This window comes from Streptomyces sp. NBC_01257, from assembly GCF_035917255.1.
Classification (GTDB): Bacteria; Actinomycetota; Actinomycetes; order Streptomycetales; family Streptomycetaceae; genus Streptomyces.
The window spans coordinates 3,996,027-4,011,488 of sequence record NZ_CP108472.1 but is presented as its reverse complement, the minus strand read 5'-3'; the positions used below and the strand labels follow the sequence as shown (position 1 = coordinate 4,011,488).

Sequence of the window (15,462 nt, the reverse complement as noted above, 5' to 3'; positions counted from 1 at the left end):
TCGCACGGTCCTGGGCTCCCTTCGCGCGAAAAACGGTTGCCGCTCGATGGCGGCCGATGGACACAATGTGTATCGCACGCGCTGCCGTGATGGCCGGTCGGCCGCCTCATTTGCCGATCTTGGCACCGGTTTTGCGCTTTCAGACTTTTCGGGGGAATCGAGGAATTATGTCGTATGTAGAGGTACCGGGTGCGAAGGTTCCCATCCGGATGTGGACCGACCCGGCTTCGGTCGAGGATGTCGCGATGCAGCAGTTGCGCAACGTCGCCACCCTGCCCTGGATCAAGGGCCTGGCCGTGATGCCCGACGTCCACTTCGGCAAGGGCGCCACGGTGGGCTCGGTGATCGCGATGCACGGTGCGGTCTGCCCGGCGGCGGTGGGCGTGGACATCGGCTGCGGAATGTCCGCGGTGAAGACCTCACTGACCGCCAACGACCTGCCCGGGGACCTGTCGCGGCTCCGGTCGAGGATCGAGCAGGCCATTCCGGTGGGCCGCGGGATGCACCAGGACCCGGTGGACCCGGGCCGGCTGCACGGCCTCGCGGCGACCGACTGGGACGGCTTCTGGGAGCGGTTCGACGGCATCGCCGATGCGGTCAAATTCCGTCAGGAACGTGCCACAAAGCAGATGGGAACGCTCGGAGCGGGGAACCACTTCGTCGAATTCTGTCTCGACGAGGCTGGCTCGGTCTGGCTGATGCTGCACTCCGGGTCCCGGAACATCGGCAACGAACTGGCCGACTTCCACATCGGCCAGGCGCAGAAGCTCCCGCACAACCAGGACCTGATCGACCGTGACCTGGCCGTCTTCATCGCGGACACCCCGCAGATGGCGGCCTACCGCAACGACCTCTTCTGGGCGCAGGAGTACGCGAAGCACAACCGCGCGGTGATGATGGCGCTCTTCCAGGACGTGGTCCGCAAGGAGTTCAAGAAGGCCAAGGTGGCCTTCGAACCAGTCATCTCCTGTCACCACAACTACGTGTCGGAGGAGCGGTACGACGGCATGGACCTGCTGGTCACCCGAAAGGGGGCCATCCGGGCCGGCTCCGGTGACTTCGGGATCATCCCGGGCTCCATGGGCACCGGCTCGTACATCGTGAAGGGCCTCGGCAACGAGAAGTCCTTCAACTCGGCCTCGCACGGCGCGGGCCGGAAGATGAGCAGGAACGCCGCCAGGCGCCGCTTCTCGACGAAGGACCTGGAGGAGCAGACGCGGGGTGTGGAGTGCCGCAAGGACTCCGGCGTCGTGGACGAGATCCCGGGTGCGTACAAGCCGATCGAGAAGGTCATCGACCAGCAGCGCGACCTGGTCGAGGTCGTCGCGAAGCTCAAGCAGGTCATCTGCGTGAAGGGCTGAGGCGGGCGGCGGGGCGAGGGGGACGGGGGTCCTCTCGCCCCGGCTGCGCGCCGGTCAGACCGTGCGGTGCACCTTCGAGTTGGAGGCCTGGGCGCGGGGGCGGACCACCAGGAGGTCGATGTTCACGTGGCTGGGGCGGGTGATGGCCCAGGTGATCGTGTCGGCCACGTCGTCGGCGGTGAGGGGGGCGTCGACGCCCGCGTAGACCTTGGCGGCCTTCTCCTCGTCGCCGCGGAAGCGGGTGGTGGCGAACTCCTCCGTCTTGACCATGCCGGGGGCGACCTCGATGACGCGGACCGGGGTGCCCACGATCTCCAGGCGGAGGGTCTCGGCCAGGACGTGTTCGCCGTGCTTGGCGGCCACGTAGCCCCCGCCGCCCTCGTAGGCGGAGAAGCCCGCGGTCGAGGAGAGGATGACCACGGTGCCGTCGCCGCTCGCGGTGAGGGCGGGGAGCAGGGCCTGGGTGACGTTGAGCGTGCCGATGACGTTGGTCTCGTACATCTGGCGCCAGTCGGCGGGGTCGCCGGTGGCGACGGGGTCGGCGCCGAGTGCGCCGCCCGCGTTGTTGACGAGGACGGCCAGGCCGCGGAACGCGGTGGCGAACTCGTCGACCGCGGCACGGTCGGTGACGTCCAGGGCGTAGGCCGTGGCCTCGTGGCCCGCGGCGGTGATCTCGGCGGCCAGCGCCTCGATGCGGTCCTTGCGGCGGGCGGTCAGCACGACGCGGAAGCCGGCGGCCGCCAGCTGCCGGGCGGTCGCGGCACCGATGCCGCTGCTCGCTCCGGTGATGACGGCGATGGGGGATGCGGCCATGGCGTGCTCCTCGGACAGCTGATCGGTACCGGGCCAGGATAGGCAGCGGGGCGGTCGGCGGCTGCGGCGGGCGGGATCCGGGACGCGCCGAACCGGTGGGTAAATATGGATGTTTCGTGATGATCTGTATCTTCAGGGCATGCTAGTGACGCGTAAGGCTGTGCTGGGGGTGGCCGCTGCGGCGGCAATGGCGTCGACGATGGCGCCGGGTGTGGGCGGGACGGCGGCGGCCGTCGGTGCACCGGTGGTGCGGAGCATCGCGCCGGAGGCGGATGTGTCGCACCACGGGCATGTCTCGTTGTGGGGCAGCGGGCTCGGGATCTGGCTGCGCAGCGAGAACCGCGGGCCTTCCGACCTGGCCGGAGTGACGGTGCGGCTGCGGGTCTCCGTGCCGCTCGCGGGCCGGCAGGAGCTGCCGCAGGAGTGTCTGCAGGCCGACCGGTCGACCGTGCTGTGCCGGACGGGTGAGTTGCACGCGGACGGCTCCGAGCAGCGGCAGCTCGCCCTCGAACTGCAGCTCGCGGGCCGGCCGACGGAGGTGGTCGTCCGGGTCGACACGGTGTGGAACGGCGGGGCGACGGACCGGAACTCGCAGAACAGTGAGCACGAGGTGCTGGCGCCCGCGACCGGCGACGAGTACGTCTTCTGAGCCGGGGGTCATCGGGTCAGCGCGGCCGTCAGGGCCGCCGGGTCGGTCCGCTCGCCCGCCCAGGCGATGTAGCCGTCGGGGCGGACCAGCAGGACGGTCGTCCGGTCACCCGTCCAGTGGGTGTGCAGGAGCGGGGCCGGTGACGTGGGCGTGGGTACCCCGGCCGGGGTGACGAGCACGAACTTCCCCTCGGCCAGCAGCTGGTGCAGGCGCCCCTCCGTCAGGTCGAGGTCGGGTGCGCGCTTCCCGGTCAGCCGGTGGGCGCCGCGCGGCGCCGGGTAGGCGATCCCGATGCCGGAGATCATGCCGATGGCGCGGTCGGAGGCCGGGCGGACGACGGACAGTGCCCGGGTGACCAGCGTCCTGACGGTGCGCTGGAGCGGGCTCCGGGCCATCGCGAGGCGGACGATCGCGCCGCTGGCGCGGAGCACCTTCGTGCCGACCGGGTGGCGCTCGGCGTGATAGCTGTCCAGGAGCGCCTCGGTGCCGGCCGTGTGCCCCCGCAGCGCGGCGGCCAGCTTCCAGGAGAGGTTGGCGGCGTCCTGGAGGCCGGTGTTCATGCCCTGGCCGCCCGCGGGCGAGTGGACGTGTGCGGCGTCGCCGGCGAGGAAGACGCGTCCCACCCGGTACGCCGGGACCTGGCGCTCGTCGCTGTGGAAGCGGGAGATCCAGCGGGCGTCGTGCATCCCGAAGTCGGTGCCGAACGCGCGCCGGGCGATCCCGCGGAGCCCGTCCAGCTCGACCGGGTCGCTGTCGGCCGCCTGGTGGGTGCGGTCCCAGCCCATCACGCGGTACCAGCCGTCGCCGAAGGGTGCGATGAAGGCGAAGGCGTCCCCCACTCCGTTGACCGTCAGGAGGGAGGCCGGCTCCTCGGTGAGCCTGACGTCGGCCAGGACGATGGACCGGATCACCGACTCGCCGGGGAAGGGGAGTCCGAGGGCCTGGCGTACCGAGCTGCGCACCCCGTCGGTGCCCACGACGTAGCGGGCGGTGAGCGGGGTCCGGGTGCCGTCGGCGGCGCGGATCGTGGTGGTGACCGTGTCCGCGCCGGACGTCCGGTCCAGGTCCGTCAGCTCCGCCCCGTACCGGAAGTCGACACCGGTGGTGCGGGCGCGGCGCTCCAGCAGGTGCTCCACCTCGTACTGCGGAGTGATCAGCAGGAACGGGAACCGGGTGTGCAGCCGCGACAGGTCGAGGCCGAGCCGGCCGAAGAGGCGGAGCCCGGTCAGTGTGGTGCCGGTCTTGACCAGCTCGTCGGCGAGGCCGCGGGTGTCGAGCAGTTCGAGCGTGCGGGCGTGGACAGCGAAGGCCCGGGTGACGTTTGCCGCCTCGTGGCGCCGGCGCTCGACGACGGTGACCGACAGGCCCTGGGCGGCGAGGTCGCCGGCGAGCAGGAGTCCGGTGGGGCCCGCACCCACGACGAGCACGTCGACGGTGTCGGGGGTGGTGCTGATGCCGGTGGTGGATTCGGAGTTGCTGGTCATGGCTGTCTCCCCTGGGTCGAGTGTCAACGCTTGTTGGCCAACGCTTGTTGGTGAATGTAGGTCCGTACGGCTGGCGTGTCAACGGTTGTTGGCCTACATTCGTTGGCATGGCGACAAGAGCTCCCAGTACGCATCGCCGCTCCGATGCCACGAAGGCCGCGATCCTCGAAGCGGCCCGCGAGCGTTTCGCGGCCGACGGGTACGAGCGCGCCACCATCCGCTCCATCGCCCGTGACGCGAACATCGACCCGTCGATGGTGATGCGCTACTACGGGAACAAGGAGGGGCTGTTCGCCGCCGCTTCGGTGATCGACCTGCGGATGCCCGAGCTCGGGGCGGTGTCCGGCCGGCATATCGGCGCCGTTCTCGTCGGCCATTTCCTGGACCGCTGGGAGCGGGACGACGTGCTCACCGCCCTGCTCCGGGTCGGCGCCACCAACGAGACCGGCGCCGGCCGGATGCGCGCCGTCTTCGCCGAGCAGCTCGGCCCGGTCGCCGCGGCGGTCTGCCCCGACCCCGCCGAGGCGCCACGCCGTGCCGCGCTCGTGACCTCGCAGCTCCTGGGCATGGCGCTCGCGCGCTACGTCCTGCGCATCGAGCCCGCGGTGTCGATGGACCGCGACGAGCTGATCGCCTGGCTCGCACCCGTCATCCAGCGCTATCTGACCGCCGGGCAGCCGTAGAACCGGCCGGGGGAGGCGAGCCGGCCAGGGGTGGAGGCGGAGGCGGGGCGGTGTCTGCTTCGTACACTCTCCGCATGCCGCAGAAGTCCCCCGACCCCCGCCGCAGCGCCCTGCTCGCCGAGCTGTCCGTCACCTCGCGCCGCTACATGGCCGCCTACGCGCTGTTCAACCAGGCCGTCGCCGACCACCTGCGGCTCCACCCCACCGATCTGCAGTGCCTCAACCTGCTCGGCCTGGAGGCCGCGCCCGTCACCACGGGCCGGATCGCCGAGCTGACCGGGCTCACCACGGGCTCGGCGACCCGGCTCGTCGACCGGCTTGAGCGGGCCGGCTATGTGACCCGCGCCCGGGACACGGCGGACCGGCGGCGGGTGCTCGTGGAGACCGTGCCCGGGCGGATGGCGGAGTTCGGGGCCGTCTGGGAGCGGCTGAACGGCGGCTGGGCCGCCATGTTCGACGCGTACGACGACGAGGAGGTCGCGCTGCTCATCGCCCATATGCGCCGGACGGTGGAGCTGAGCGCGGTCCAGATCGAGACCCTGCGCGACGGCGACGCAGGTTAGAGGTGGTGGTCGGCGTTGCTAACCGGCGTCGGCGGTGCCGCCGAAGTCGCGGACCGCTTCGGTGACGATCGCCTCCAGGCGGGCGTGGTGGGCGCCGCGCCAGTAGACCCGGTCGCACTCCGTGCACCGGGCGAAGACGTCGTACGAGCGCTGCGTGCCGTGTTCCAGCCGTGCGCCGACCGAGTCCTTGTCCGCCGCCGTCAGCGGTCCGTTGCATGCCGTGCACCGCGTCCAGGGGGCGAGCGCCGGAGCGAACCGTTCCAGTACGTCCCGCAGCTGTGCCTCCGGTTGATCGCTGTAGACGTACGCCTTCGCCCAGATCTCCCGTCGGTGCAGCAGCCCCCGGTCCCGGGAGAGCAGGACCCGCCGTTCCTTCGCGGAGCGGGTGGCCAGTGCGGGGTCGCCGATGTCCTCGCTCTCGTACGCCGCGTCGACCCCGAGCAGCCGCAGCCGCCGCGCGAGCGTGCCGAGGTGGACGTCGAGCAGGAATCGCAGGGGCGCGCCCGGCACCTGCTGCGGACGTCGTACGGCCCGCACCTCGACCAGTTCGCCGGCCGCGGGGACATGGGACACGGGCACGGGGTGTCCGTCGACGAGGAGTTGTCCGGCCTCGGTGAGGGGGATTCCGAGCGATTCCACGACGTGGCCCAGGGTGGACGATCCGTCGGTGGTCACGGCGGTCCGGCCCTGCCGGCGGTTGTGTGCGACGAAGAGCCGTAGTCCGGGGGCGACTTCGAAGTGGATCTCGGGTCCGTTCACCCGGTCAGGATGCCATCGGGGCGGGGGAGCGGGCCACGGGATTGACCGGGCGGGCCCGCCGGGTCAGGGGCGGAAGGCGGCGGCGTTCCCGGTGGCCCAGTCGGCGAACGTACGGGCCGGACGGCCGGTCAGTTTCCGCAGGTCGCCGGTGACATCGGCGGGTGACTTCTCGGTGGCGGCCCAGTAGTCGAGCAGCCCCTCGGCGATCACCTCCGGCATGAAGGGCGACACGGCCTTCTTCCAGGCGTCCCTGCTGACGGTTTCGACGGTGACGGGCCTGCCCGCCGCCTCGGCCAGGAGCGCGACCTGCTCGGCGGCGGTGAGGGACGCGGGGCCGGTCAGGTGGTACGCCGCGCCCTGCAGGCGGGGGTCGGTGAGGACGGCGAGCGCCGCCTCGGCGATGTCGGCCTCGTCGATGGGGCTGGTCCGGCTGCGCGGGTAGGGCAGTTCGACGGTGCGGCCGGACCGGAAGGACTCCGCCCACTGGTGGGCGTTGCCCGCGAAGGCGCCGGGGCGCAGCAGTGTCGCGGTGACGGGCGAGCCGGCCAGGGCCTGTTCCACCGCGTGGTGGGAGGCCGCGATCGGGTTGGTCGCGGCGTCGGGGGCGAGGACCGCGCTGGAGGAGAGCAGGACGATGTGCCCGACGCCGGCGGTCCGTGCGGCGGCGAGGAAGTCGGTGATGCGGGACGGCTCGGCGTAGAGGAAGACGGAGCCGACGCCGTCGAGGGCGGCCGCGAACGTGGCGGGGTCGCCGAGATCGCAGGCCACGGACGGGACACCGGCCGGCAGGACGAGGTCGTTGTGATGGCGGGAGGCGGCCCGCACGGAGTGGCCTCCTCGGTGCAGGAGCCGGACGAGCGCGGAGCCGACGCGGCCGCGGGAGCCGGTGACGAGCGTGGTGGGTGTGGTGGGTGCGATGGGCATGGGTGGATCTCCTCTGTCGGGGCGAAGGGGTGAGGTGCGGTGATGGTCTCGGGGTGCCGAGGGCATCGCACCGATCGCCTTCGTGGTGCATAAGCTGCGTGACGCAGATAAATATCCAGGAGGTGCCCCCGCCCGTCAAACGCTTTGGATGGCTCCCTCCCGGGCCCCGTCCTCCCGGGCCCCGTCAGCGGTCCGGGTGCAGGTCCAGGCGCCAGTCGTTGGTCAGCAGGGGATGTCCCGGCGGGTACTCGATCTCGCACTCACCGATCAGGGTGAAGCCCGCCCTGCGGCACACCCCGTTCGACGGGGCGTTCGCCACGGACGGGTAGGCGTGCAGGTAGCGGTGCCGGTGCTCGGCGCGGGCCTGCTCCACCACGGCCGCCGTCGCCGCCGACGCGATGCCGCGGCCCTGGAACTCCGCGAGGACCGCCCACCCCGTCTCGTACACCTCCTGGCCCTGCCAGGTGCGCTCCCAGAAGCCGATGGTGCCCACGGCCTCGGCCTCGCCGGGCAGGGCGATGCGGAACATCCTGCCCCGGCCCGTCCGGTCCGCGCTCAGCGCCACATAGCGGCCGTGGCGCCCTATGAGCTGCTCCTCGGACTCGGGGCCGCCGAGGTGGTCCATCAGCTCCGGTGCGTTGGCCCGGCGGAGGAGCTCCAGGTCGCCCTCCGACCAGGGCTCGATCCGTACGGATGATGCTGTGGTGCGCTCCATTCCAGAACTGTAGGACGCGCCGCCGACACCCGGCGGGCCGTTCGTCCGCCCGGCCGGGTCAGCGGGCGCTGAGCAGCGTCGGAGGTACGCCCACCGTCGCCGTGAAGTCCCTGACCAGGTGGGCCTGGTCGCTGTAGCCGAGGTCCGCGGCGAGACCCGCCCAGTCCACCTCCGGGTCCGATTCGGCGCGTTCCAGGGCCTCGTGGATGCGGTAGCGGAGGATGACCCACTTGGGGCCGACGCCCACGTACGTGGCGAAGAGCCGTTGCAGCGACCGCGTCGACAGGCCTTCGGCGTGCGCCAGGTCGTCGACGCGGCGGACGGTGCGGTCGGTGCGCACCAGGTCGACGAGGGCCATCGCCCGGTCGGCCTGCGGATCAGGCTCGGGGCCGAGCGCCAGCAGGTAGGCGTCGAGCGCCGCGACCCGGGCGTCCTCCTGCTCCGGATCCAGTACGGCCGACGGCGGGGCGGGCGGCTCGAACACCTCGGGCGCGGGGACCCGGCGGCCGGTCCACTCCGACACCGGCCGGTCCGGCGCGAAGGGCCGGAAGCCACCGGGCCTGAACTGCACACCGCAGACGCGCCCCCGCCCCTCCAGCTTCTGCGTGAAGAGCTCCAGGCCGATGCCCGAGACCTCCGCGAACCCGCTCTCCTCGTCGCCGCAGCCGGCGTACCGCTCGAAGACCAGGTTGACGCTGGGGTGCGGGACCAGATGGGAGGCGTACGGCTCGGGCAGGTCCCAGTCGATCAGCCAGTAGTGCTCCAGGTACGGGCGCAGCTCGGGGGCCGGCTCGCGGCGCCGGAAGCGCACGTGCGTGAACAGCTCGGTGGCGTCGACGATGCCGCGGGTGTCGCGACGGGGACTTCGGGGGCCGGACATGACTGCCGATCCTAGATCGCGTCCGCGGCCATGTCCCGGTTGTCGCGTTTCTTCAAGACCCGGAGGCCCGTCCGATGCATGGTCGGGTCATGAAGAAGATCAGTGAACTCCTGGATGCGGCGGCGGGCAGTGCGCTGCCCGTGATCCGCGGCATCGACGACAGCCGGCTGGACGACCCCACTCCGTGTGCGGAGTACGACGTCCGTGCCCTGGCCGGTCACCTCGTCCAGGTGGTCGTCAACTTCACCGCGCTCGGGGCCCGGCACGACACGGAGTCCGGTGCGGCCGCGGACGCGGTCACCGGCGACTGGCGGGAGCGCTTCGGCGAGAAGACGGACGCGCTGGTCGCGGCGTGGGCCGCGCCGGGCGCGGAGGAGGGGACCGCGGGCGCCAGGGGGTTCCCGGCCCGGACGGTCGGGCACATGGTGCTCGGCGACCTGACCGTGCACGCGTGGGACCTGGCCCGGGCCACCGGCCAGGACTTCGAGCCGGACGCCGCGGTGGTGGACGAGCTCGGTCCCGCCCTGGAGGGGATGGCTCCGAAGGCGCGGGAGGCGAAGGTGTTCGGCGAGCCCTTCCCCGTACGGGACGGGGCTAGCCCCTTCGCGCGGGTGCTGGCGCTGACCGGTCGGGACCCTGACTGGCAGCCGCCCCGGGTGTGACGCCGGTGGCCGGAATGTGTGTGTCCGTCGCCGTCGGGCCGTCGTAGAGCGTGCCGAGGGTTTCGTAGGCGCCGTCCACGATCCTCTCGGCGTCCACCAGCATCGCGCGCTCGGCCAGCCGGGCCGCCTGATGGGTGTACGGGGACGGCGGCGCGGGGTGCCGTCGCCGCCACCAGCTCTCGCATGCCGCGTAGATGCCGCTGGCGAAGACCAGCACAGGAATGGACAGAGCCAGCAGAGTGTCGCCCATGGCAGGCCTCCTTCAGTGTCGATGCCTCCTGCATCGGCAGGATCGGCAGGTCAGCTGAAGATCATTCTTCGGCCAATGAATGGCCGGATATGAATGGCCGAAGGGCGCCCTTCGTGCAGGTGGGCGCCCTGGGTGACGTGTTCTGGGCCGTGTGTTCGGCGGAGGGCCGATCAGCGGCGTGTGCGTTCGGCGGGAGCCTGTTCCCACGGCGACGGGCACGGGTGCGGATACCGCGACGGGGACGGCGGCAGCGACGGCGACGGCAGCAGTGACGCGGGTGACGACGGGGGCGGGGGCGACTGCGTCTCCGGGCTTGCCGCGGAGATGTCGGCGTCGCTCTCCAGGCACCAGTGTCCCTGTGGGACCGGGATCTGTGCGCCCGGGAGGTCGGGCGTCTCGAAGAGCGGGGGAAGGTCTCGGCTGAGCAGCTGCCGGGTTGGTGCCATGGTTCTCACCTGGTGGGCGGGGAGTGACCGTCGTGGCGGTTGTGCCGCCGCGGGAGTGCGTCGGCTTACATGAGTGGTTCGGTGCGAACGCCCTGCCGGATTGGTCGGCGGAGCCGCACGGGCCTCGTGCGGGCCTCGCGTGGAACCGGTGCCCCCCCCGTGGGCGCGCCCGGCCGGCCCGGTGCGGTACGGGCCCGGCCCGTACCGGAGCGGGAAGAACCAGGGGCGGGGTCAGGGCCAGACCAGGCAGTACGCCTGGTGCCCCGCGTCGTGCAGGCGGTGGCTGAAGTCCTGCCACTCGTGCAGCAGTTGGTAGACGTTGAACGCGTCACGCGGGCCGCCGCGGTCCGGGACCGTCGACCAGATGAAGGCGGCCGCGCCCACGGACTCCTCGCCCACGCCGCGCAGCGGGTCCACGACCGTCATGGGGAGCTTGACCACCGCGTAGTCGGGGTGCAGGACGACCAGCTCCAGCGGCGGGACCTTGTGCAGGGGTATGCCCTGTATGCCGGTGAGGACCATCGCGGCCACCGTCTCCGGCTTGATCTTGGTGAACATGCCGCCCATGCCGAGCTCGTCGCCGCCGAGCTCCTCCGGGCGCATGGAAATGGGCACGCGTGCGGCAGTGGCGCCGTCGGGTGCCCCGAAATACTTGTAGGTCACCCCCACCCGGCCACCACTCCTGCTTCCGGCTCCGACCTGCGCACCGCCGGCCTGTATGCCCTGCTTGCGCTCAGCCTCGCGCCGGTGCCGACCTCGCCGGGCAGGCTCGGGCCCCAGGTCGTCGGTCCCTTCGCCCACTCCGCCACCGCGATGCATATCTCATCCACCCGACTACTAACTAGGAGACACAGCCCCCGCCGCGCAACCCGATCATCGTGTCAGTGACCTCCCCCGCGAACGTGCGGTGAAACACCTGTCCGCAAGTCCGTCCGCGGCTCTGACACCATGGCATGTGTGAGCTTTCCCTATGACGCCCCAGTTTCGCAGACGCTTTTCGACCGCGCGTCCCTCGTGACGCCCGGTGGCGTGAACTCTCCGGTACGTGCCTTCCGGGCCGTGGGCGGTACGCCCCGCTTCATGGTGTCCGGCACCGGTCCGTACCTCACTGATGCCGACGGTCGTGAGTATGTCGACCTCGTGTGCTCGTGGGGGCCGATGATTCTCGGCCATTCCCACCCCGAAGTGATCGCCGCCGTCCAGGAGGCCGTCGCCCGCGGCACCTCGTTCGGTACGCCCGGTGAGGGCGAGGTCGCGCTCGCCGAGGAGATCGTGGCCCGGGTCGGACCCGTGGAGCAGGTACGGCTGGTGTCGTCCGGCACCGAGGCGACCATGTCCGCGATCCGCCTCGCCCGCGGTTTCACCGGCCGCGCGAAGATCGTGAAGTTCGCCGGCTGCTACCACGGTCACGTCGACGCGCTGCTCGCCGCCGCCGGGTCCGGGGTGGCGACCTTCGGTCTGCCGGACACGCCGGGGGTCACCGGCGCCCAGGCCGGCGACACGATCGTGCTGCCCTACAACGACCTGGAGGCCGTACGGGCCGCCTTCGCCGCGCAGCCCGGCGAGATCGCCTGTGTGATCACCGAGGCGTCGCCGGGCAACATGGGCGTCGTGCCGCCGCTGGACGGTTTCAACGCGGGGCTCAAGGCGCTCTGCGCCGCCAACGGCGCGCTGTACATCTCCGACGAGGTGATGACCGGGTTCCGTACGTCGAAGGCCGGCTGGTTCGGCGTCGACGGGGTGGTGCCCGACCTGATGACGTTCGGCAAGGTCATGGGCGGCGGCTTCCCGGCCGCGGCGTTCGGCGGGCGCGCCGACGTGATGGCGTACCTGGCCCCGGCCGGCCCGGTCTACCAGGCGGGCACGCTGTCCGGTAACCCGGTCGCCACCGCCGCCGGACTCGCCCAGCTGCGCCTGCTCGACGACGCCGCGTACGCGAAGGTCGACGCGGTCTCCGCGGAGATCCGCGGGCTGGTGAGCCAGGCCCTGGACAAGGAGGGCGTCGCCCACACCGTGCAGGCGGCGAGCAACATGTTCTCCGTGTTCTTCACGGACCGGCCCGTCCGCAACTACGACGACGCCAAGCAGCAGGAGTCCTTCCGCTTCACCCCGTTCTTCCACTCGCTGCTGGCGCAGGGCGTCTACCTCCCGCCGTCCGCTTTCGAGTCGTGGTTCGTCTCCACGGCCCACGACACCCGGGCCGTCGAGCGGATCGCCGCCGCGCTGCCCGCCGCAGCCCGCGCCGCATCGGAGGCCACCGCATGAGCGAGACCAGCAGCGACACCGGACGCAAGGACATCACCGTCGTCCACCTGATGCGCCACGGAGAGGTGCACAACCCGGAGGGCGTGCTGTACGGGCGCCGCCCCGGCTACCACCTCTCCGAGCTCGGCCGGCAGATGGCCGACCGGGTGGCCGAGCACCTGGAGAAGCGCGACATCACGCATGTCGTCGCCTCCCCGCTGGAGCGGGCCCAGGAGACGGCCACGCCGGTCGCCAAGGCGCACGGGCTGGACCTCGCGACCGACGCGCGGCTGATCGAGGCCGCCAACGTCTTCGAGGGCAAGACCTTCGGTGTCGGTGACGGGGCGCTGCGCAAGCCGGACAACTGGAAGCACCTCACCAATCCGTTCCGGCCGTCGTGGGGTGAGCCGTACATCGAGCAGGTCGTCCGCATGATGGGCGCCCTGGACGCGGCGCGGGAGGCGGCCCGCGGTCACGAGGCGGTGTGCGTCAGCCACCAGCTGCCGATCTGGATCGTGCGGAGCTTCGTGGAGCGGCGGCGGCTGTGGCACGACCCGCGCAAGCGGCAGTGCACGCTGGCCTCGCTGACCAGCTTCACGTACCAGGGCGACAAGATCGTGTCCGTCGGGTACTCGGAGCCGGCGCGGGATCTGGTGCCGGCGCATTTGCTGGCGGGGGCGAAGCCGGTGAAGGGGGCGTCCAAGGGGTTCGGCGCGTAGCCGGCCCCTGGGCCGGGGGTCTTCGGATTCGGGTCCGCCCCGGGGTGGCCGGTGGTGGGCCCGGGTGCGACCCGGTGGGCGTTTTGTCCTCAATCTCCCCCATGGCCTCCAGGGCGGGGATCCCTCGACGGGCTTGATCTGGGTGTTCCTGGACCGTTCCTGATCGTTTGTGACCCAACCGGGCGGACTTATGTCGTTCGGGGTTTCGGCGTGCCGTTTTTGCGGGGGTTTTGTGGTCGGTCTTGTGTTCGGTCATGGCCAGGGTCTGGTTCCGTAAAGAATTGTGTGCTAATTCGGGGAACCCTCGTGTTGCTTCACCCATCTAAGCCTTTGGCAGTTTGTATGGACTTGAGGCAAAACGACCGCAGATGGGAACGGCATGCGCGACATCAGCCGAAGGGGTTTGATCGGAGCCGGACTTGGGGCCGCGGCCGCCATCGGGGTGGCGGGCTGCAGTACGTCCGGCTCGTCCGATACGGGCCGGTCCGGGCCCGCCAAGGGGGAGAAGGGTGCCGACGGCGCGGTCAAGGGCAAACCCGCGAAGAAGGACGTCCGCTCCATCGGGGACGGTTCCACCGCCGACACCGGGAAGCAGCCGCACCAGCCGTCCGCGCCCGTGCCGCTCGAACCCGGCCAGAAGCCGCCGCAGTTCGTGATCTTTTCCTGGGACGGTGCCGGCGAGGTCGGCAACGGACTCTTCCCGCGCTTTCTGGAACTCGCCAAGGAACACGACGCGGCGATGACCTTCTTCCTCTCCGGGCTCTATCTGCTGCCCGAATCGAAGAAAACCCTCTACCGCCCGCCCAACAACCCCATCGGCGCCTCCGACATCGGTTATCTCACCGACGGTCACATCAAGGAGACGCTCAAGAACGTGCGCCAGGCCTGGCTCGACGGCCATGAGATCGGCACGCACTTCAACGGGCATTTCTGCGGCGGCTCCGGATCGGTGGGCAACTGGTCTGCCTCCCAGTGGCAGAGCGAAATCGATCAGTCGGTCTCCTTCGTCACCGAATGGCGCACCAACACCGGCTGGACCGACCTCGACCCGCTGCCTTTCGATTACCGCAAGGAACTCATCGGCGGCCGCACCCCCTGTCTGCTCGGACAGGACAATCTGCTGCCGACCGCGAAGAAGCTCGGCTGGCGCTACGACGCCAGTTCGCCCGGCGGCACCCAGGTGTGGCCGACCAAGCGGATGGACGTCTGGGACCTGCCCCTCCAGGGCATCCCGTTCCCCGGGCACACCTTCGAGGTGCTCTCGATGGACTACAACATCCTGGCCAACCAGTCGCAGAATTCGACCAAGGGAATGCCCTCCCGGTATCCGGGCTGGCGCGATCAGGCGACCCAGTCGTACATCAACGGTTTCCAGCGCGCGTACGAGACGAACCGTGCGCCGTTCTACATCGGAAACCACTTCGAGGAGTGGAACGGCGGCATCTATATGGATGCCGTCGAGGACGTGCTCAAGCACATCGCGGGGAAGCCCGATGTGCGCCTCGTCTCCTTCCGGCAGTTCGTCGACTGGCTCGACGTCCAGGACCCGGCGGTCCTTGCCAAGCTCCGTACGCTGGAGGTCGGTCAGGCACCCGACGGTGGCTGGAACACCTTCTTTAAACAGGCCTGACAACGGGCTTTACGGGCACCGAGGGGGGTGCCCAAGATCCCCGAAACCGCCATGCGAAACTTTTCACATGAGCTATGGCCGCGCATCCCGACGCCGCTTCACCCTGCTCGCCGCCCCCGCGGCGGCTGCCGCGCTCGCACTCACGCTGACCGCGTGCAGCTCGGACAACAAGACCGGTGGTGGCGGCGACACGCACTTCGTCACGGGCAGTGGCGGAATCTCCACCGTGGCCAGGGGCGAGCGCGCCGCCGCTCCGAAGCTCGACGGCAAGTCCCTGGAGGGCAAGGCGCTGAACCTCTCCGACTACAAGGGCAAGGTCGTCGTCCTGAACGCCTGGGGCTCGTGGTGCGGCCCCTGCCGCGCGGAGGCGAAGCACTTCGCCGAGGTCGCCGCGGACACCGAGGGCCAGGGCGTCCAGTTCCTCGGGATCAACACCCGGGACCCGGAGCGGGCCCAGGCGGTCAGCTTCGAGCAGGACTTCGGGGTGACCTACCCCAGCTTCTACGACCCGACCGGGAAGCTCATGCTCCGCTTCCCCAAGGGCACGCTCCGCCCGCAGACCATTCCGTCGACCGTCGTCATCGACCGGGACGGCAAGATCGCCGCCCGCTCCCTGGCCGCGCTCGACGCCACCAAGCTGCGCAAGATGATCGACCCGCTGATCGCGGAGAAGTGATCAG

17 protein-coding genes are annotated in these 15,462 nt (G+C 70.8%); 9 read left to right on the top strand and 8 right to left on the bottom strand.

The genetic code is table 11. From position 1 onward, the window contains the following. The first annotated feature begins 167 nt into the window (after positions 1 to 167). Positions 168 to 1,361 carry an RtcB family protein gene (locus OG408_RS17120; protein WP_266779973.1) on the top strand — a complete coding sequence of 398 codons (1,194 nt, stop codon included), beginning with the start codon at positions 168 to 170 and terminating at the stop codon, positions 1,359 to 1,361. A gap of 54 nt (positions 1,362 to 1,415) precedes the next feature. Here the strand turns inward: OG408_RS17120 and OG408_RS17115 are convergent, their stop codons facing one another. Further along, positions 1,416 to 2,174 carry an SDR family NAD(P)-dependent oxidoreductase gene (locus OG408_RS17115; protein ID WP_266779972.1) on the bottom strand — a complete coding sequence of 253 codons (759 nt, stop codon included), beginning with the start codon at positions 2,172 to 2,174 and terminating at the stop codon, positions 1,416 to 1,418. Positions 2,175 to 2,313: 139 nt separating this feature from the next. On the opposite strand from OG408_RS17115, the gene OG408_RS17110 reads away from it, so the two are divergent. Further along, a complete protein-coding gene (locus OG408_RS17110) occupies positions 2,314 to 2,823 on the top strand; it encodes a hypothetical protein (protein ID WP_285568159.1) in 510 nt (169 codons plus the stop codon). Positions 2,824 to 2,831: 8 nt separating this feature from the next. On the opposite strand, the gene OG408_RS17105 is transcribed toward OG408_RS17110, so the two are convergent. Next, positions 2,832 to 4,307: an FAD-dependent oxidoreductase gene (locus OG408_RS17105; RefSeq protein WP_326670653.1), complete on the bottom strand. Its 1,476-nt coding sequence runs from the start codon at positions 4,305 to 4,307 to the stop codon at positions 2,832 to 2,834. A 107-nt stretch (positions 4,308 to 4,414) separates the two neighbouring features. Here OG408_RS17105 and OG408_RS17100 point away from each other — a divergent pair, with 107 nt between their 5' ends. Further along, on the top strand, positions 4,415 to 4,990 hold the full coding sequence (locus tag OG408_RS17100) for a TetR/AcrR family transcriptional regulator (RefSeq protein WP_326670651.1): 576 nt from the start codon (positions 4,415 to 4,417) through the stop codon (positions 4,988 to 4,990). Positions 4,991 to 5,064: 74 nt separating this feature from the next. Next, a complete protein-coding gene (locus tag OG408_RS17095) occupies positions 5,065 to 5,553 on the top strand; it encodes a MarR family winged helix-turn-helix transcriptional regulator (RefSeq protein ID WP_326670649.1) in 489 nt (162 codons plus the stop codon). Positions 5,554 to 5,571: 18 nt separating this feature from the next. On the opposite strand, the gene OG408_RS17090 is transcribed toward OG408_RS17095, so the two are convergent. The 4 genes from OG408_RS17090 to OG408_RS17075 all read right to left on the bottom strand — a co-directional run bounded on the left by OG408_RS17090 (position 5,572) and on the right by OG408_RS17075 (position 8,831). Further along, on the bottom strand, positions 5,572 to 6,312 hold the full coding sequence (locus tag OG408_RS17090; RefSeq protein ID WP_326670647.1) for a Mut7-C RNAse domain-containing protein: 741 nt from the start codon (positions 6,310 to 6,312) through the stop codon (positions 5,572 to 5,574). Between the two features lie 63 nt (positions 6,313 to 6,375). Further along, on the bottom strand, positions 6,376 to 7,236 hold the full coding sequence (locus tag OG408_RS17085) for an NmrA family NAD(P)-binding protein (protein WP_326670646.1): 861 nt from the start codon (positions 7,234 to 7,236) through the stop codon (positions 6,376 to 6,378). A gap of 184 nt (positions 7,237 to 7,420) precedes the next feature. Next, positions 7,421 to 7,951 carry a GNAT family N-acetyltransferase gene (locus OG408_RS17080; RefSeq protein WP_266779965.1) on the bottom strand — a complete coding sequence of 177 codons (531 nt, stop codon included), beginning with the start codon at positions 7,949 to 7,951 and terminating at the stop codon, positions 7,421 to 7,423. Between the two features lie 58 nt (positions 7,952 to 8,009). Further along, on the bottom strand, positions 8,010 to 8,831 hold the full coding sequence (locus OG408_RS17075; RefSeq protein ID WP_326670643.1) for a helix-turn-helix domain-containing protein: 822 nt from the start codon (positions 8,829 to 8,831) through the stop codon (positions 8,010 to 8,012). Between the two features lie 89 nt (positions 8,832 to 8,920). On the opposite strand from OG408_RS17075, the gene OG408_RS17070 reads away from it, so the two are divergent. Then, positions 8,921 to 9,493, top strand: a complete 573-nt coding sequence (locus OG408_RS17070; RefSeq protein WP_326670642.1) for a TIGR03086 family metal-binding protein — start codon at positions 8,921 to 8,923, stop codon at positions 9,491 to 9,493. On the opposite strand, the gene OG408_RS17065 is transcribed toward OG408_RS17070, so the two are convergent. After that, complete coding sequence (locus tag OG408_RS17065) at positions 9,426 to 9,743, bottom strand: hypothetical protein (RefSeq protein ID WP_266779962.1); 318 nt, start codon at positions 9,741 to 9,743, stop codon at positions 9,426 to 9,428. The genes OG408_RS17070 and OG408_RS17065 overlap by 68 nt on opposite strands. A gap of 677 nt (positions 9,744 to 10,420) precedes the next feature. Then, complete coding sequence (locus OG408_RS17060) at positions 10,421 to 11,008, bottom strand: hypothetical protein (protein WP_266779960.1); 588 nt, start codon at positions 11,006 to 11,008, stop codon at positions 10,421 to 10,423. Between the two features lie 129 nt (positions 11,009 to 11,137). Here OG408_RS17060 and hemL point away from each other — a divergent pair, with 129 nt between their 5' ends. From hemL to OG408_RS17040, 4 genes are all read left to right on the top strand, one after another. After that, entirely contained in the window at positions 11,138 to 12,454 is a 1,317-nt protein-coding gene (gene hemL, locus OG408_RS17055; protein ID WP_405403816.1) for a glutamate-1-semialdehyde 2,1-aminomutase, read from the top strand. Then, a complete protein-coding gene (locus tag OG408_RS17050) occupies positions 12,451 to 13,152 on the top strand; it encodes a histidine phosphatase family protein (RefSeq protein WP_326670641.1) in 702 nt (233 codons plus the stop codon). The genes hemL and OG408_RS17050 overlap by 4 nt, the downstream gene beginning before the upstream one ends. 379 nt (positions 13,153 to 13,531) lie before the next feature. Beyond that, positions 13,532 to 14,782 (top strand): hypothetical protein, encoded by a 1,251-nt coding sequence (locus OG408_RS17045; RefSeq protein ID WP_266779957.1) that lies wholly within the window; start codon positions 13,532 to 13,534, stop codon positions 14,780 to 14,782. Between the two features lie 67 nt (positions 14,783 to 14,849). Then, a complete protein-coding gene (locus tag OG408_RS17040) occupies positions 14,850 to 15,458 on the top strand; it encodes a TlpA family protein disulfide reductase (RefSeq protein WP_326670638.1) in 609 nt (202 codons plus the stop codon). Positions 15,459 to 15,462: the final 4 nt, after the last annotated feature.

Coding starts and splice junctions, on each gene's coding strand:
- OG408_RS17120 (WP_266779973.1), top strand. CDS start 168: ATGTCGTATGTAGAGGTACCGGGTGCGAAGGTTCCCATCCGGATGTGG.
- OG408_RS17115 (WP_266779972.1), bottom strand. CDS start 2,174: ATGGCCGCATCCCCCATCGCCGTCATCACCGGAGCGAGCAGCGGCATC.
- OG408_RS17110 (WP_285568159.1), top strand. CDS start 2,314: ATGCTAGTGACGCGTAAGGCTGTGCTGGGGGTGGCCGCTGCGGCGGCA.
- OG408_RS17105 (WP_326670653.1), bottom strand. CDS start 4,307: ATGACCAGCAACTCCGAATCCACCACCGGCATCAGCACCACCCCCGAC.
- OG408_RS17100 (WP_326670651.1), top strand. CDS start 4,415: ATGGCGACAAGAGCTCCCAGTACGCATCGCCGCTCCGATGCCACGAAG.
- OG408_RS17095 (WP_326670649.1), top strand. CDS start 5,065: ATGCCGCAGAAGTCCCCCGACCCCCGCCGCAGCGCCCTGCTCGCCGAG.
- OG408_RS17085 (WP_326670646.1), bottom strand. CDS start 7,236: ATGCCCATCGCACCCACCACACCCACCACGCTCGTCACCGGCTCCCGC.
- OG408_RS17080 (WP_266779965.1), bottom strand. CDS start 7,951: ATGGAGCGCACCACAGCATCATCCGTACGGATCGAGCCCTGGTCGGAG.
- OG408_RS17075 (WP_326670643.1), bottom strand. CDS start 8,831: ATGTCCGGCCCCCGAAGTCCCCGTCGCGACACCCGCGGCATCGTCGAC.
- OG408_RS17070 (WP_326670642.1), top strand. CDS start 8,921: ATGAAGAAGATCAGTGAACTCCTGGATGCGGCGGCGGGCAGTGCGCTG.
- OG408_RS17065 (WP_266779962.1), bottom strand. CDS start 9,743: ATGGGCGACACTCTGCTGGCTCTGTCCATTCCTGTGCTGGTCTTCGCC.
- OG408_RS17060 (WP_266779960.1), bottom strand. CDS start 11,008: ATGCATCGCGGTGGCGGAGTGGGCGAAGGGACCGACGACCTGGGGCCC.
- hemL (WP_405403816.1), top strand. CDS start 11,138: ATGGCATGTGTGAGCTTTCCCTATGACGCCCCAGTTTCGCAGACGCTT.
- OG408_RS17050 (WP_326670641.1), top strand. CDS start 12,451: ATGAGCGAGACCAGCAGCGACACCGGACGCAAGGACATCACCGTCGTC.
- OG408_RS17045 (WP_266779957.1), top strand. CDS start 13,532: ATGCGCGACATCAGCCGAAGGGGTTTGATCGGAGCCGGACTTGGGGCC.
- OG408_RS17040 (WP_326670638.1), top strand. CDS start 14,850: ATGAGCTATGGCCGCGCATCCCGACGCCGCTTCACCCTGCTCGCCGCC.